The 15,483-nt window shown below is 57.8% G+C and carries 13 protein-coding genes; 5 read left to right on the top strand and 8 right to left on the bottom strand.

The features are described from left to right. Positions 1-6: 6 nt before the first annotated feature. The 5 genes from RAL88_RS09640 to RAL88_RS09660 all read right to left on the bottom strand — a co-directional run bounded on the left by RAL88_RS09640 (position 7) and on the right by RAL88_RS09660 (position 6,062). Complete coding sequence (locus RAL88_RS09640) at positions 7-1,086, bottom strand: ABC transporter ATP-binding protein (RefSeq protein ID WP_306269076.1); 1,080 nt, start codon at positions 1,084-1,086, stop codon at positions 7-9. A 20-nt stretch (positions 1,087-1,106) separates the two neighbouring features. Next, complete coding sequence (locus RAL88_RS09645; RefSeq protein WP_306269078.1) at positions 1,107-3,308, bottom strand: ABC transporter permease subunit; 2,202 nt, start codon at positions 3,306-3,308, stop codon at positions 1,107-1,109. 9 nt (positions 3,309-3,317) lie between these two features. Further along, complete coding sequence (locus tag RAL88_RS09650) at positions 3,318-4,343, bottom strand: ABC transporter substrate-binding protein (RefSeq protein ID WP_306269080.1); 1,026 nt, start codon at positions 4,341-4,343, stop codon at positions 3,318-3,320. Positions 4,344-4,556: 213 nt separating this feature from the next. After that, positions 4,557-5,231 (bottom strand): HAD family phosphatase, encoded by a 675-nt coding sequence (locus tag RAL88_RS09655; protein WP_306269082.1) that lies wholly within the window; start codon positions 5,229-5,231, stop codon positions 4,557-4,559. A gap of 33 nt (positions 5,232-5,264) precedes the next feature. After that, positions 5,265-6,062 (bottom strand): inositol monophosphatase family protein, encoded by a 798-nt coding sequence (locus tag RAL88_RS09660; protein ID WP_306269084.1) that lies wholly within the window; start codon positions 6,060-6,062, stop codon positions 5,265-5,267. 243 nt (positions 6,063-6,305) lie between these two features. Between RAL88_RS09660 and RAL88_RS09665 the strand changes: the two genes are divergently transcribed. From RAL88_RS09665 to RAL88_RS09680, 4 genes are read left to right on the top strand one after another with little or no spacing between them, the layout of a single operon-like run. Next, the gene (locus tag RAL88_RS09665) at positions 6,306-7,019 is read left to right on the top strand and encodes a DUF1045 domain-containing protein (RefSeq protein ID WP_306269087.1); all 714 of its coding nucleotides are present in this window, start codon (positions 6,306-6,308) and stop codon (positions 7,017-7,019) included. After that, positions 7,016-8,149, top strand: coding sequence for an alpha-D-ribose 1-methylphosphonate 5-triphosphate diphosphatase (locus RAL88_RS09670; protein ID WP_306269089.1), 1,134 nt, complete (start codon positions 7,016-7,018; stop codon positions 8,147-8,149). Before RAL88_RS09665 ends, RAL88_RS09670 begins: the two co-directional genes overlap by 4 nt. Next, on the top strand, positions 8,149-8,736 hold the full coding sequence (gene phnN, locus RAL88_RS09675; RefSeq protein ID WP_306269091.1) for a phosphonate metabolism protein/1,5-bisphosphokinase (PRPP-forming) PhnN: 588 nt from the start codon (positions 8,149-8,151) through the stop codon (positions 8,734-8,736). Before RAL88_RS09670 ends, phnN begins: the two co-directional genes overlap by 1 nt. 53 nt (positions 8,737-8,789) lie before the next feature. Then, positions 8,790-9,617: a sulfite exporter TauE/SafE family protein gene (locus tag RAL88_RS09680; RefSeq protein ID WP_306269093.1), complete on the top strand. Its 828-nt coding sequence runs from the start codon at positions 8,790-8,792 to the stop codon at positions 9,615-9,617. On the opposite strand, the gene RAL88_RS09685 is transcribed toward RAL88_RS09680, so the two are convergent. From RAL88_RS09685 to RAL88_RS09695, 3 genes are read right to left on the bottom strand one after another with little or no spacing between them, the layout of a single operon-like run. Then, the gene (locus RAL88_RS09685; protein ID WP_306269095.1) at positions 9,606-10,475 is read right to left on the bottom strand and encodes a DMT family transporter; all 870 of its coding nucleotides are present in this window, start codon (positions 10,473-10,475) and stop codon (positions 9,606-9,608) included. The two genes, RAL88_RS09680 and RAL88_RS09685, sit on opposite strands and share 12 nt — an antisense overlap. Continuing rightward, the gene (locus RAL88_RS09690) at positions 10,472-12,862 is read right to left on the bottom strand and encodes a PIG-L family deacetylase (RefSeq protein ID WP_306269097.1); all 2,391 of its coding nucleotides are present in this window, start codon (positions 12,860-12,862) and stop codon (positions 10,472-10,474) included. The genes RAL88_RS09685 and RAL88_RS09690 overlap by 4 nt, the downstream gene beginning before the upstream one ends. 15 nt (positions 12,863-12,877) lie before the next feature. After that, complete coding sequence (locus tag RAL88_RS09695) at positions 12,878-14,068, bottom strand: ROK family transcriptional regulator (RefSeq protein WP_306269099.1); 1,191 nt, start codon at positions 14,066-14,068, stop codon at positions 12,878-12,880. Between the two features lie 149 nt (positions 14,069-14,217). On the opposite strand from RAL88_RS09695, the gene RAL88_RS09700 reads away from it, so the two are divergent. Next, positions 14,218-15,471: an extracellular solute-binding protein gene (locus RAL88_RS09700; protein WP_306269101.1), complete on the top strand. Its 1,254-nt coding sequence runs from the start codon at positions 14,218-14,220 to the stop codon at positions 15,469-15,471. Positions 15,472-15,483: the final 12 nt, after the last annotated feature.

Here is a 15,483-nt window from a genome sequence, read left to right on the forward strand (position 1 = left end):
GCTGCCTCAGCTCTTCGGCAAAAGCACCGGGCCGGACCTGGCGAAGTTCATCGCCACTGACGCGCCGGTTTCGAATATCGAACTGACATTGCCGGACACTGCAAACAGAGTGCCGAAGCTGGTTTCCACCGTATATTCCATATGGCTGCCAACATAGGTTGCCTTGGTAATCGTCGCTTCGATAGCGTTTTCCAAAGCTTCGTCCGTCAGCTCCACCCGGCTTGGCCGCACCGCCAGAGTTCCTGGACCCGGCGCCATGCCACGGGCCGGTAGCTTGTGCTGGTACGTGCCGACGCTGACGGTTGCCACATCGCCTTCCACGGCCTCGACTGTGCAGGGAACTAGGTTGGCTTCGCCGATAAAGTCGGCGACAAAGGCATCAATGGGTAATTCATAAAGATCACGCGGGCTGCCCTCCTGGGCAATCTGAGCGTTGCGCATTACCACAATACGGTCCGAGACAGCCAGCGCCTCTTCCTGATCATGGGTGACATACACCACGGTCAGCCCCAGATTTTGTTGAATTTCGCGGATTTCCTCGCGCACCTGACGGCGCAATTTAGCGTCCAGATTGGACAGCGGCTCATCAAACAGCAGCACCTGAGGTTCCAGTACCAGAGCGCGCGCGACCGCAACCCGTTGTTGCTGACCACCGGACAACTCCGAGGGCAGCCGGTCGGCGTAGCCGTTGAGCCCCACCAGATCCAGCCCGGCCAGCGCCCTCTCGCGTGTTTCCACTTTGTTGAAACCGGAGAATTTCAGTCCGTAGGATACATTTTCCAGCACATTCATATGCGGGAACAGCGCATAGGACTGAAACACCATGGAGACATCCCGGTCGGTCGCCGGCAGTTTGGTGACATCCTGATCGCCAATCAGAATTTGGCCCTGTGTTGCCATTTCCAGACCGGCAATCATGCGCAGTGTGGTGGTCTTGCCGCAGCCCGACGGGCCAAGCAGCGTCACCAATTGCCCCGGCGCGATTTCCAGCGAAATATCATCAACCGCCAGCACGTCCTTGCCATAGACTTTCTTGACATTCCGAAAGGAAACGGATGCCGCCTTGCTGCTTTTCGCAATTGTCATGGGTCGATCCTCATTCCGGTTTACTGCTTTGGCTGGCTCATGCGGCGGCCGATATCCGTCTTGCCAACCGCCAGTTGCAGAATGCCGATGGCCCCCAGCATGACAAAGATAAGTGTTGTCGAATAGGCGATGGCGAGACCGTAATCATTATTTTCGACACGCCCGATAATATAGCTGGTCGCCATGTCATACTCGGCGCTGACCAGAAAGATCACCGCCGAGATCGCGGTCATCGCGCGCACGAATGAATAGACCAGTGCTGCCAGAATTGCCGGACGCAGCAGCGGCAGAATCACCCGGCGGAAGGTCTGCGCGCTGTTTGCGCCCAAGGTTAGAGAGCTTTCATCAAGGCTCTTGTCCAACTGGCTCATCGAGGCGATGCCGGCCCGCACACCCACCGGCATGTTGCGGAAGATAAAGCTGACAATCAGTATGATCCCCGTGCCGGTAAGTTCAATCGGCGGTACATTGAAGGCCAGAATGTAGCTGACCCCGATCACGGTGCCGGGAATTGCAAAACTCAGCATCGTGCCAAATTCAAAGGCATTCTTGCCAACGAAAGTCTGCCGCGTCAGCAGATAGGCCGTGAGCAATCCGATGCCCGCTGTCAACGGTGCCGCAAGTGCTGCGATCTGCACTGTGGTCCAGAAACTGTTCCAGGCAGAGCCGGTCCAGCGCACACCCTCGACATCGAACCGCACCGAAAAGGCGGTGATGTAATGTTTGAAGGTCAGCGCATTATTAACCCCCCACAATTCGACAAACGAACCGTAGATGATCATCACATAGACGACGATGGTGAATAGTGCCCAGATGGCAGCCGAGATATAGACCGGGATGGCAAGCCCGTCCGGCATATGCGGATGAATCCCCGCATCGCCCTTGCCGGACACGGTGGTGTAGGATTTCTTGCCAAGCCAGAAACGCTGCGCATAAAACGCCGACAGGGTGAAGGCCAGCAGCACAATGGCCAACACAGCGGCGCGGCCCTGATCATATTGCGCGCCGACAATGGCAAAGAAAATCTCCGTCGAGAGCACGTCGAAATTGCCCCCCAAAACCAGCGGATTGCCAAAATCCGCCATGCTTTCGATGAAGCCGAGCAAAAACGCATTGGCAAGGCCGGGGCGCATCAGCGGCAGCGAAACGGTTTTGAAAACCTGCCATTTGCTGGCGCGCAGGGTTTGCGCCGCTTCTTCCATTGACGGGCTGACCCCCTCTACCACACCGATCAGAACCAGAAACGCAATCGGCGTGAAAGCCAGAAGCTGAGCGATCAGCACGCCCGGCATGCCATAGATCCAGCGCGTCGGTTGAAAGCCGAACAGATCGGATACGAACACCGTGGCAGAGCCGGAAAGACCGAACAGGAGAATCAGGGCAAGCCCGATCACAAACGGTGGTGTGATGATCGGCAACACGGTCAGCGCCCGCAGCAGGCGCTTGTAACGGAACCCGGAGCGCGTCACCACAAGCGCAAACACCAGTCCCAGACCGGTTGTCAGAAATCCGACAAGAACGGCCAGCAGCAGTGAATTCCATGCCGCACCGCATTTCGCCCCCGACAGGCAGCCAAGCCCCCACAACCGGTTGCTGAGGAATTTGGCAAAAAACACCGAGACGGAATAACCGCCTTCCTCGGTGATGAAGGCGGCAATCAGCATTCTGGCAATCGGGAAAAACACGAACACACCGACCACCGCGATAACGAAACCGATGGAAGACACGACAAACACATCGCCGTTGATGGCACCGCGCGCAGCGATGCCCTGGGTCAGCAGAAACAGAAAACAGGCGGACAGCAACATCGCCCCGTAACCCATGCCGAACTGGCGGTCATCCAGCGGACCGAATGCCGCCTCCAGCCAGCCATAGGACCAGCCGCGCAGCCCTATGCCGAAGCCCTGGGCGATCAACCAGGCAAACCCCAGCGAACCGGCGAGGATCAGAAGTCGAGCGTAGTGTTTATGTGTTTTATCGAGCCGAATCGCGAACAACGACAGGATCAGCGGAATCAGCAGCGGCGCCAGCCAGAGCTTTTCGCCCTGCGCTATCAGAAAGATCCCCGGAGCATAGTCGCTGTCCCAGGGATATCCATCGACCAGCCACGCAAATGTCCAGAAATCCTCGATCCCGTACCATGGCAGAAGCAGAAAGCCGACCCACCCGATCACGATCCAGAAGATCAGAACCGGGAAGGTCTTTTTTTGCGGTGATGACATATATCTGGCTTATTGCGGAAGCGTGGAAACCTCTTCATCCCATTTCTTCAGCAGCCGTTTGCGCTCGTCACTGGAGCCATATTTGCCGAAATCATAATCAATCAGCTTGATGGAGGCCAGATCCGGTGCCTTGTCAGATGTCGGTGCCATTTTGTTGGACGGCACCTGGAAGGCATTCACTTGAAGCGCCAGGGCCTGAGCTTCCTTCGACAACGCCCAGTCGTAGAATTTCTTGGCGTTTTCCATATTGCGAGCACCCTTGATGATTGACATCGAGCCGATTTCATAGCCGGTGCCCTCGCAGGGCGCGACAACCTTGATCGGGAAGCCGGCCACAGCCTGGGCCACCGCATCATGCATGAACACGATGCCGATTATGGATTCGCCGCGCGCCGCAGCCTTGATCGGAGCCGATCCGGACTTGGTATACTGGTTGATATTCTTGTGCAGGCCTTTCATGAATTCAAAGCCTTCCTCTTCACCAAACAGCTGCACAATGGTGGCAAGCGTGGTGTAGGCGGTGCCGGAAGAATTCGGATTTGCCATCTGCACATGGCCTTTATATTCAGGCTTCAGCAGATCTTTCCAGCAGGCCGGAACAGGCAGGTTGTTCTTGGCCAGGAGTTCCGAATTATAGCCATATCCCAGCGCACCTGAATAAATTCCGATGGTCTTGTCGCCAGCAGATGTGGCCTGGGAAATCGACCAGTCCTGCAGTTCCTCGCGCATCGGCGAAACATACGGTTCGGTCAGCCCTTCTTCAGCCGCCTGAAGATGCGGGTCACCGGTACCGCCCCACCAGACATCACCCTTTGGATTCGATGCTTCGGCCTTGATCTGGGCGAAAGTTTCACCGGAACTCTTGCGTGTCATGTTGACGTCAATGCCGCTTGCATCCTGAAAACCGTTTGCCATTAATTGGCACCAGTCTTCCTGGGCACTGCAGTAGTAAGTCAGTTTTTCAGCTGCCATCGCAGGCCCCGCCATCAGCGCGGCAAACAGGCCTGCAGAAATCATTGTAAATGTGTGTTTCATAATGTCCTCCAAGAGATCTTGTCGTCTCGGTGACAACCTAGGACAAGAATTTGTCACGGACAATCAATTCTTTAAGCGGCTAAGCAATAATTCCGCCTGAAAACGTGGCAACAGACGCGGCAATCAGGCGGAACGACTGGGGTCCGGCACTGCCGGATGATCGCAAATATTTTATATGGTTCCGGCCCCCTGACTAAGTGTCAGCGGGTCGGATTACCGGCCATTTTGCGTCAGCTCTGCAAAATGCTCCGCCTTGAACTGGCAGAATGCGAAATCCGGGCCTGTACACCCCTTGCCGATAGCCAAAACTTCCAGTCCGGCAGCAAAAGCAGACGTTGCGCCAGGCAATGAATCTTCAAATGCGCAGGCCTCCCTGGGGCTCAGATCAAGCGCCTCAAGCGTTGCAGTAAACGGCAGCGGGTCAGGTTTCCCGCGTGGCAGTTCGGCAGCCGAGACAATGGTTTCAACCCGGCCGGCAATGCCAAGCATGTCCAGCGCGCTTACAATATGGCGGCGCGGTGAGGACGAACATATCGCAATTCGAAGTCCGGCGTCATGCAGGCTGCATAGCAGCTCAGATGCCCCCGGCACCGCTTCGCGCATCCCCGGCAGCAGCCGGTCCGCTACCGCTCCGATCTCGTCACCGATTTCGCGACGCCTGTCCGGGCCCAGCGACGGGCCGAAAAACTCATCGAGAAACCCCGCCAGCCCGCGCCCGATATAAGCATCAAGCAGCGCTCGCGACGGCACATGCCCGTATTGGCCAAGGACTTCTATCTTTGCCGCCTCCCAGGCATGTTCAGAATGAACCAACGTCCCGTCCAGATCGAAGATCGCTGCGCGATATCGGGAAAAGTCGACTTCCGGCCGGGTTTCGGTTTGCATCATGGCTGCTGGAATATAGACAATAATCAAAAACCTCTATTTGACCGGAAAGGCCGCGTCGCTCATGGCAACCAGATCGTCAAAGATCAGCGGCATGGAGGTTACCACGCGGCCGCCATTCACCAGCATGTCATCGGCGCTTTGCTGTTCCACACTGCCACCGGCTTCGGCAATCAGCAATTGCCCGGCCAGACAATCCCAGGCGTTCATATGCGGCTCGGCATATCCGATCAGCCGGCCGGCGGCCACGTAGGCAAGGCTCAGGCCGCCGGAAGCATTGCGGAAAAACAGGCCGCCCTTTTCCGCCAGCTTTGCAATGAAATCCACCACCATGGAGGATTCAGTGCGGCCACTCATGCCGACACCGAAATTGCCATCATGAAATCCCGCGCTTTGCGCCACTTTCATCGCCCGCTCATTGACGAATGATCCAGCCCCTTTCGCGCACCAGAACAACTCTTTATGGCAGGGTTCGAAAATCACACCGATTTTCGTTTCATCATCATGGACACAGGCCAGAATCACACACCATGCCGGAATATTGTTGACAAAATTCGCCGTTCCGTCGATCGGGTCAATCACCCATGTGTAACCGGAAGTTCCGGTGACACTGGCATGTTCTTCGCCGACAATGCCATCATCGGGAAAGTGTTTGTTCAACTGCGCGCGCACGAAGGTTTCAACATCCTTGTCCGCATTTGACACCATGTCCTGCACACCTTTGCTCTCGATGACCAACGCACCGATATCCTGAAAAAAGCCAAGCGCCAGCTCTCCTGCCTGTGTTGCAATTGACTTGGCAATTTCAAGCCGGGAATCGATTTCGGTGGTCATGGCATGGTCCTTTAGGGCAATGGAATGCGCAAAGCAGCGCGCGGATGATCTGAGATGAACCGCTTTTAGGGCACTGCGGGACATTGTTCCATTTGAAAATTGAGGGCAAGCATTCAAAACTTTCAGCAACACTGTAAGGTGCAGCCATCATAAGACTGCTGGGCGCAATCATTCGTCCATGATACGGCATCCCGGCAAACCGCTCGTCACCCCGGCGCATTCTCAAAAAGGCCGTCCTGCCCCATGCGATATGCCATTTTCTATACACCGCCTGTCGACCATGCGATCACGCGCTTGGCGGCAGCATGGCTTGGGCGCGACGCCTTTGGCGGCGAGCCGCAAAGCCGGCCTGTGATTCCCGCTTTCTCCGCAGCACGCCTGTCTGAACTGGCCAAAGCGCCGCGCCGCTACGGGTTTCACGCAACGTTGAAAGCGCCGTTCCATCTGGCAGAGGGAGTTGATGGCACACAGCTGGTCAGCGCGCTGCAGAATTTCGCCCGCGACCGGACGGCCTTTGCCATGCCAAAATTGAAGGTTGGACGCCTTGGCCCGTTTTTCGCGCTGGTGCCGGAGCGCGATGGTGCCGAACTCAATCAGTTTGCCGCCGACATTGTTGATGGGTTTGAGGCTTTTCGCGCGCCTCTGGCTGCCGCCGATTATGCCAGACGCAAGCCGGAGCAATTGAGCGCGCAACACCGCGCCTATCTGCAACAATGGGGCTACCCTTACGTGTTCGATGCATTCCGCTTTCACATGACCTTGACCGGCCCGGTGCCGGACGCGGAGGTCAACAAAATGGAAGAGGCGCTGACATCGCTGTTTCAGCCTTTGTTGAGCGCACCCCTGATCTGCGATCATTTGACGCTGTTCTGCGAGCGTCAGACAGGTGGTCCATTCATGGTACATACATCGATCCCACTCAAATCATCTTTGTCTGCAAAGGCCGCCACGTCGTGAGTTCTGAAACCGTCTTCCGCAATGCCAGCATCATTCTTGAACGTGAGATCATCCATGGTTCGATTCAGATCCGCGACGGATATATTAGCGATGTCGCCCCAGGACATTCGTCTATCGGCGACGATCTTGACGAGGATTATCTGCTGCCCGGCCTTGTCGAATTGCACACCGATCATCTGGAAACTCACTACGCGCCGCGGCCGGGTCTGCGCTGGGATATAACGGCTGCGATCCAGTCCCATGACGCGCAGATTGCCGCGTCCGGCATTACCACGGTTTTTGATTGTCTGCGCATGGGAACGCACGCTGCCGACGATCATGAAAGCGGCGAGATGCGCCAGCTTGCAGAGGTTCTGCAGCAGGCCGGGCGCGACAACCGGCTGCGTGCCGAACATCTGCTGCATCTGCGCTGCGAAGTCTCCGCCGCGGACGTAGTCGAGCAGTTTGAACTGTTCGATGATGTTCCGGAAGTCCGCCTCGTGTCGCTGATGGATCATGCGCCGGGTCAAAGGCAGTTTCAGAACATGGAGCAGTACATTTTGTACTATAAGACCATGAAGGGCCTGTCTGATGCGGCCTTCGACACTTTGCTGAAGCAACGCATTGCCAGCTCCGAGCGCTATTCGCAAAAGCATCGCAAACTGCTCGCCGCCATCTGCAATGCGCGCAACATTCCACTCGCCAGTCATGATGACGCCAATCTCGATCATGTCCGCGAATCCATCGCCTGTGGTGTGCGGCTGGCGGAATTTCCCACCAGTCTGGAAGCGGCGCGCGCCTCTCATCAAGCCGGGCTGAGCGTGCTGATGGGTGCACCGAACATTGTCCGCGGCAGTTCCCATTCCGGCAATATTGCCGCCATCGATCTGGCGAGGCTCGGCGTTCTGGATGTTCTGTCCTCCGACTATGTGCCGTTCAGCATCATACATGCACCGTTCATTCTGGCCGAGGGCGGGATCAACCTGCCCGATGCGATAGCCATGGTGACAGCAAATCCGGCCAGGGCCGTGGGTCTGGAGGATCGCGGGCGCATTGCGGCCGGCCTGCGTGCCGATCTGGTCCGCGTTCGCCAAAACGGCGGAGTGCCAGTGGTCCGCTCGGTCTGGCGTCAGGGCAACCGGGTCATCTGATGCAGCAGACCGCAGCCGGCATGATCTTTGTGCTGGTCGGACCCAGCGGCTCCGGCAAGGACACGGTGCTGAACTGGCTCCGAACCCGTCTGGCCGGCCAGGCCGACATCCTGTTCGTGCGCCGGATTGTGACGCGGATATCCGACGCGCACCATGAAGATCACGAAACCATGAGCGAAGAAGCCTTCCACCAGTCCCGCGACAGCGGCGCATTTGCGCTCAACTGGCGGGCTCATGATCTGCACTACGCCATTCCCGTTTCGGTCATCGATCATCTCGACACAGGCGGTCTTGCCATCGTCAATGGCTCGCGCCGGACCCTCACCAAAATGGAAGCTGTGTTCGCTGATCTGCAGATCATTCATCTCGACGTCGATACGGCAGTTCTGGCAGAACGCCTTGCCCATCGCCGCCGCGACAGTGACACCAGCCTGACAGCCAGACTGGCTCAGGGCGCGCTGAAATTCAAAGCCCGGACGCCTGTCATTCATGTCAGCAATAATGGTCCGGTCGAGATCGCAGGCCGGCATATTCTGGATCTCATCGAATCCCGTCGCCCCGGCGGGCCGGCGAGAATTAACCGTTGAGTTTGAACGGCAATAGTCTATCGGTACGTCACAATCGGGTCGGGTGAAATTATATGCTTTCTTCTTTTGATACAGGCACTTTGCTGATCATGGTGTTGACCATGGCACTTGCCGGCGGTGTGACCGGCATTCTGGCCGGATTGTTCGGCATTGGCGGCGGTGCTGTTCTGGTGCCAATTCTGGTGGAATTCATGAATTTTCAAGGCGTGGCGCCTGCTGTTCAGGCCCATATTGCGGTCGGTACATCGCTGGCCATTATTGTTCCAACGTCGATCCGGTCCTTCCGGGCACATCAAAAACGCGGCGCACCTGACGAAGAGCTGTTGCGCAACTGGCTGATTCTGACGCCGCTCGGGGTGATGGTTGCGTCCGTCATCGTCGCTTTTGCCTCAGGCGAAGCGCTCAAAATCATCTTTGCCGTTGTTGCCATGCTAATGGCTATCAAAATGCTGTTCAACCGGGCAAGCTGGAGCTTGGGAACGGACCTGCCGGCCCAGCCGACCAAAGGCGCAGTCGGATTCACCATTGGTTTCATTTCCACCTTCATGGGGATCGGCGGCGGTAATCTGAACAATGTCTTCATGACTTCTTATGGACGTCCTATCCATCAGGCTGTTGCCACTTCTGCCGGCCTTGGCGTGCTGATCGCGGTTCCCGGAACGCTGAGTTACATCATCAATGGCTGGGGCAACCCGCAATTGCCGCCCTTTTCGCTGGGCTATGTCAACCTTCTGGCGTTCGGCATGATCATGCCGATCAGCATGTTGGTCGCCCCGCTTGGCGTTAAATTCGCCCACGGATTGTCGAAACGTCAGATGGAACTTGCATTTGGTGTATTTCTGGTTGTGGTGTCGGTGCGGTTTTTCGCTTCAGTGTTTTGAGCGCACTGACAGCAGCGCCGTCGCCAGCACAATGATACCCGCCCCCACAATCGTGTTGAGTGTCGGGATTTCACTGAACACCAGAAATCCCACAGCGCCGGAAATGATCAGACTACTGTAGCCAAGCGGACCCAGAAAACCGGCATCGCCTTTCCAGTGCGCCTGTAAAAAGCAGAACTGGGCGCTTTGCGAAAACACTCCGACCGACAGAAGAAACGGCAAATGTCCGGGGTCGATAGTCACCCATGTCTGCACCGCCGGAAGCGCGGTCAGCACCGCCAGCCCAGCCGTATAAAAGACCATCATCACCACCATCGGAGTGCCTTTCAGCCGGCGCGTGACAATGATCGCCGCCGTGCCACAGACAACACTGACCATCACCGCCAGCAGACCCCAGGACCAGGCCACATTGTCCGGCGTCAGCGCCACAACAATTCCGCCAAGTCCGACGCCGCCCGCCAGCCAGCGTGTCAGCGGCACTTTTTCTCCCAGCAGCAGTGCCGCCATTGCGATCAGCAATAAAGGGCGGGTGAAACTCATAGTCATGAACAGCGCCAGCGGCAGGCGCGCCACCGCGAAAAAGCTGGCAGTCAGGGTAATGGTGGACAAAGCCACACGCAGCATCTGCAGGCCAGGACGGTCCACCCTCGCGAACGCCGCCCGGCCCCGCCAGATCCACGGCGTCAGCAGCACCAGCCCCACCAGCGCACGCAAAAACACGATCTGCCAGGGAGGGTAGAGGCCGCCCAGCGCCTTGACGATGGAAATCGCCCAGATGTTCAGGCTCATATCGGCAATCAGCCAGAGGCCTGCCTGCAGATTGTCGTGACTGGATGCGCCGGCCAGCCGCTGCTTCATGCTTTGGCGACGAGATTCGCCATCAGCCTGAATGCGCCCGGTGTCAGCTTCTCCATCTGATGATGCAGAATGAGAGACGTATGTGTGTGCCGGCCATAACCAAACCTTGCAGACAGCAACGCGCCGCTATGCGGCTCTTCGCCCGGATCAGACATCGACAACAGGGCCTTGTAGTCACTGGCCCATGATTTAGCGAAATACAGCCCGCGTTCCTTGTGCCACCCGGCCCAGTCTGCGACGCCGATGTGGTTCGGCGTAGTCAGCAGCTTGTGATGTGGCAGCAGATGTGTGACCTCGGCATTTTCATCGGTGACGCGCCAGCGCAACGACGGCTTGCCAATTTCCAGATGCAGCGGCGGCACCTTGTCCGGGTCCCAGCCATCCCAGGGCCGATGATAGAGGGTGACAAGATGCCCGCCCCGCTCGACCCAGGCATGCACCATCGTCATTGCGTTGCGGAGTGCCGGACGCGTGCGCATGGCGAAAATTCCGATCAACAACGTGTCAAACCGCTTCAACTCGGATGCGCTCAGTTGCTCATCAGTCAACTCGGTGACGGTCAGGCCCATGGCGCGCAGCCAGTGCGGGACACGGTCATTGCCGCCACCGACATAGGCAATCGACACATCCGGCAAATTTGCATCAATCACACGCAATTCCAGACTGGCCGGAAATGTGCGGATTCGCGATGCAATATGAGGATAGGCAAAATGGCGCACACTCAGCGCTGTTTGTCCGTCCAGTTGCAGCGGAATGTCGTAAAGACCGGCCTCGACATCCTGCGGCACTGTCAGCGCAAAACCTGTCGCTGACGGCGCGGCTTGCCAATCTCCCGAGTGATCCCCCGAGTGATCAGGCAACACCAGTTCCAGTTTTGCGGTATCGGGGTATATCTCGCCAATTGTCAGGGCAAGCTGTCTTGCCGGGGATGCAAGATTAATCACCGCGCAATCCGGCACCAGGGTCGCGCTTCTGTCAGGCAGCACCAGAGGCGGTGTTTCAAAGCCGATGCTGGTCTGCGATGTGACGCCATCATAGGTGATGAGCAACCGCATCGCCGGGGCAGTTGCATGAGCTGGAATATAGCGCGAGGGATAGGGGTCGGATACCGGTGCCAGCGAGGAGACCGAGAGCATGTCACCCTCAACCCGCCAGCCCTCTGCCAGCACCGCTTCGTGCTTCACTTCGACATTCCGGTTGGCGCTGAGTTTGGTCTCGATGGCCATGCCCACCGCTTCGCCCGGCCGCAGAGCATCCTTTTCCAGCCCGGGACGCAATTCAACACCGGCGGCGATCCGGATCACATGAGATAATTGCGCCTCTTTCAGCAACAGGCGGTGCAGCACGTTATCCTGACAGCTCTCCGGACAGGACTGATAGGCGATACGAATTGCTTTCAACGCATCTGTTGCAGCCTTCAAAACCGCGCTGAAATGCGGGAAGCTTTCCAGTGCCGCCAGACAGGCAGCGTGAGCCTGTTGCAAGGCCCCGGAAACGGCCCCAGCATCCGTAAAGTCCGCCAGCTCCTGAAGATCCGCCGGCAAGCCAGCGCTCAGCGTGTCGTCGCCGCCGCTGACAAAACTGCGTGCCAGATGCAGCGGCCAGTTGTTCTCCGTGCCGTGTGGCACCCATCGGCCCATCCCCTGGGTACGGTGAAACACCCGTGATTGCTGGCCGATCTGAGCCCAGCTCCAGCCGGTCACCGGGTCATCCCCATTGGCATTGATAGTCAAGGTAGCGGGCGGCGGCGGCAGATCATCATCATAGGCATCGCCTGCGCCGGACCAGGCCGGCAGATAGAGTTTTTTTACCTGCCAGGGGGCCTGGGCGACATCCGGAAAATCTGGGTCAGCGGCAGCGTCCATAACCTGATGCGCCAATTGCGTCATGGCCCGGTGATGGCCGTGCTGCCCGGGAATATCCAGGAAGGTCGGGCAAAGAATATCGGGGCGTTCGCTGCGGATAATTTCGACAAACCGTTTCAGCGTCCGTTCAGCGCCCCATTTCGCCAGGGTTTCCGCGCCGCTTTTGGAAAACCCGAAATCGAAAATGCTGTCTTGCGGCGTCTCCGACAACCAGTAAAGACGCAGATTGAGCACCTCTGCAGCGCGCTCCATTTCGGCACTGCGCAGCACACCGAGATCCCGCGTGGTCTCGGTGCCGATATCATTCTGCCCACCTTCGCCCCTGTTGGCGCAGGCATAGGACAGCGACAACCCGTCCCGATACGCCAGAGCCGCCAGCATGGCGGACGTTTCATCATCGGGATGCGCGCCGCTATTCATAAATGACACGACACTTTTCAACGGCTGCAGGGCGCGCCACAGGGCGGTGATGCGCGGTGCCTGCATCTGCTCCACAATGCGTTGAGATTCAGTCTTCGGCATCACACGGCTCCCGGATCAGACGCGCGCAACAATGCGCGGGGTAAAGGCATCATGAATGACGAGGGCAGCGCCGCCAAGTGCCGCTGTCATACGCCCCGAAGCGCCCCGCAGCACGCGCGGCAAGGCCCGGCCTTCGCGGCGGGCAACCGAGGCATCGGGCAACTCCAGAATGGCAATCAGATCATCCAGCAAGGCATCCGGCATCGCGCCGCCGAGGATCACCGCCTCCGGATCAAACAGATTTTCAACCATGCCGATGGCTTGCGACAGAGGTGCAGCGGCCTCTCTGATCCACGCCAACAGATGCGGGTTACCCTGCCGGTGCAGCCGGTTCAGATCATCCACATTTTCAACTGCAAGCCCTGCAGCGGCCAGATGATCGCGGACCGCAATCCGGCTGGCAAAGCTTTCCAGGTGGCCACTGCGCGTCCCCGACTGGACTGTGACATGGCCGATCTCACCGGCATTGCCGTAAGCGCCGCGCATCACCTGGCCATCAGCCACGACGCCAAGCCCCAGACCGGCCCCGAAATAAATATAGCAATAGGATTTCAAATTCTGGGCGACACCGCCAATGCGCTCCGCGACCGCAGCCGCAGTGGCATCATTTTCCACCACCACCTGAGTTCCCAGAGCCTGCTCGAACAATCCCACCGGATCCACCCCCTCCCAGCCTTCCAGTTCCGAGCGCACCGGAGCAGATTCGCCGATCTGGCCGATCTGGCCGAATGGGCCAGGCATCACCACACCCACGCCCAGAAGCGCAGAGGCGGACAGGCCGATTTGCGCTGTAGCTTGCTGCATCAGATCATTGGCAAGGGCGGTTACGCTCGCCGGTGCACTGCAGCCCAGCGCGACACGCTGTGTGAACCGGGGCTCTCCGGCAAGATTGACCAGGGCCGCAAACATCGCGTCCGGCCTGACCTCGATACCCAGCGCAAAGCCGCCCTCCTTGTTCAGCATATATTGCACCGCCGGCAGGCCTCGGCCCCTGGTCTGGCGGCCCGCTGTATGGAGAAAGGCCTCGTCTTCCAGTTCGGCGATAATATTGCTGATCGCCTGGGTCGACAAACCCGACTGCCGTGCAATTTCGGCGCGGCCCACCGGTTGATGGCGGCGCACAAGACCAAGCACCACCTGGCGATTATGCAGGCGGGTTCTTTCTGCGTTCGAGCCAATGATGGGTCTGCTGCGCTCCAGTCTCATACACCTCTATTAAGTCAATAAACTTGAATACTCAACTTACTTGACTTAATGGTGGTGAATGCGCGCCGGCTCGCCTCCGGGTGAGTCTGCGTGCCAGCAATTTGCGGCATACAGGACCGCAGGGTGGATGGATAAAACGGAGTGAATCAATGAGACAGTTTAGCAAATGGATATTAGGTGCAGCAACCGCCGCGATGGCAACCGGCGGCAGCGTTGCTGCGCAAGCGGTTGAAATCGAATACTGGCAGTATTTCTTTGAAGCGCGCATAACGGCCATGGAAACGCTGATCGCAAATTTCGAAAAGGCAAATCCTGACATCACCGTCAAGACAACCCATTTTCCCTATGCCGATTATCGCACCAAAGTCGCAGCGGCAATTCCCGCCGGCGAAGGCCCCGATGTCGTCCAGCTGTTTTACGGCTGGCTCAACGATTATGTCGAGGCAGATCTGATTCAGCCTCTGCCGGCCGATCAGTTTCCACCGGACAGAATTGAAGCTGAATTCTTCCCCATGGTGAAGGCCATGAGGAGCGGTGACAATTATATGGCACTGCCAACAGCGGTCCGTTCGCTGGCCCTGTTCTACAACAAAAGACTGTTTGAAGAAGCCGGCATTGAAGGACCGCCTGCCACGCTGGATGAACTGGTTGAATCAGCCAAGAAACTCACCAAGCGCGATGGGGCCGGCAACCTGACAACAGTTGGCATTACCACCGGCATGACGGCGCAGGACCACCACTGGTTCCGCGAGGGTCTGATACGCCAATTCGGTGGTGACCCTTATACGGAGAATTACACCACGGTGAACTACAACAACGAGGCCGGGCTGGCCGCGCTGAAATTTTATACCGATCTGGAAGATCTGCACGGCGTCACCAAGGTCGGCTTCATGGATGAACCACAGGCCGCCTTCAAGGCGGGCCGCGCCGGCATGCATATCGACGGATCATTCCGCATCGGAGCGCTCGACAAGGTCCGCGGCCTGAAATGGGGTGTGGCGGAACTGCCCGCTGCAGCCGATGGCACGAAATCCAATTATGCATCTTATTGGGTGAACGCCATCACCACCAAGGCAAAGGACGAAAAATACGAAGCAGCGGTCAAGTTCATGGCCTATGTCACCTCTGATGAAGCCATGCAGATCTGGCTTGATACGGTCGGGGAACTGCCCGCCAAGCCCTCTGCAGCTCTGACCGAGGCCAATGCTGCTGATCCTGTCTTCGGGCCGTTTATCAAAGGCCTGGAATATGCCCACACCACGGTTTTTGCCAATGAAAGCGGACAGCGTCAGATCATTGTCGATATGATCAGCCGCACGGATCTGGAAGACCAGTCGCTGGAAGACAGTCTGGCGGAAGGGGCCAAAGCCGAGCAGAAACTGCTCGATGAATATTACAACTAGCCTCTGGCCCCG

This window comes from Pararhizobium sp. IMCC3301 (assembly GCF_030758315.1).
Taxonomy (GTDB): domain Bacteria; phylum Pseudomonadota; class Alphaproteobacteria; order Rhizobiales.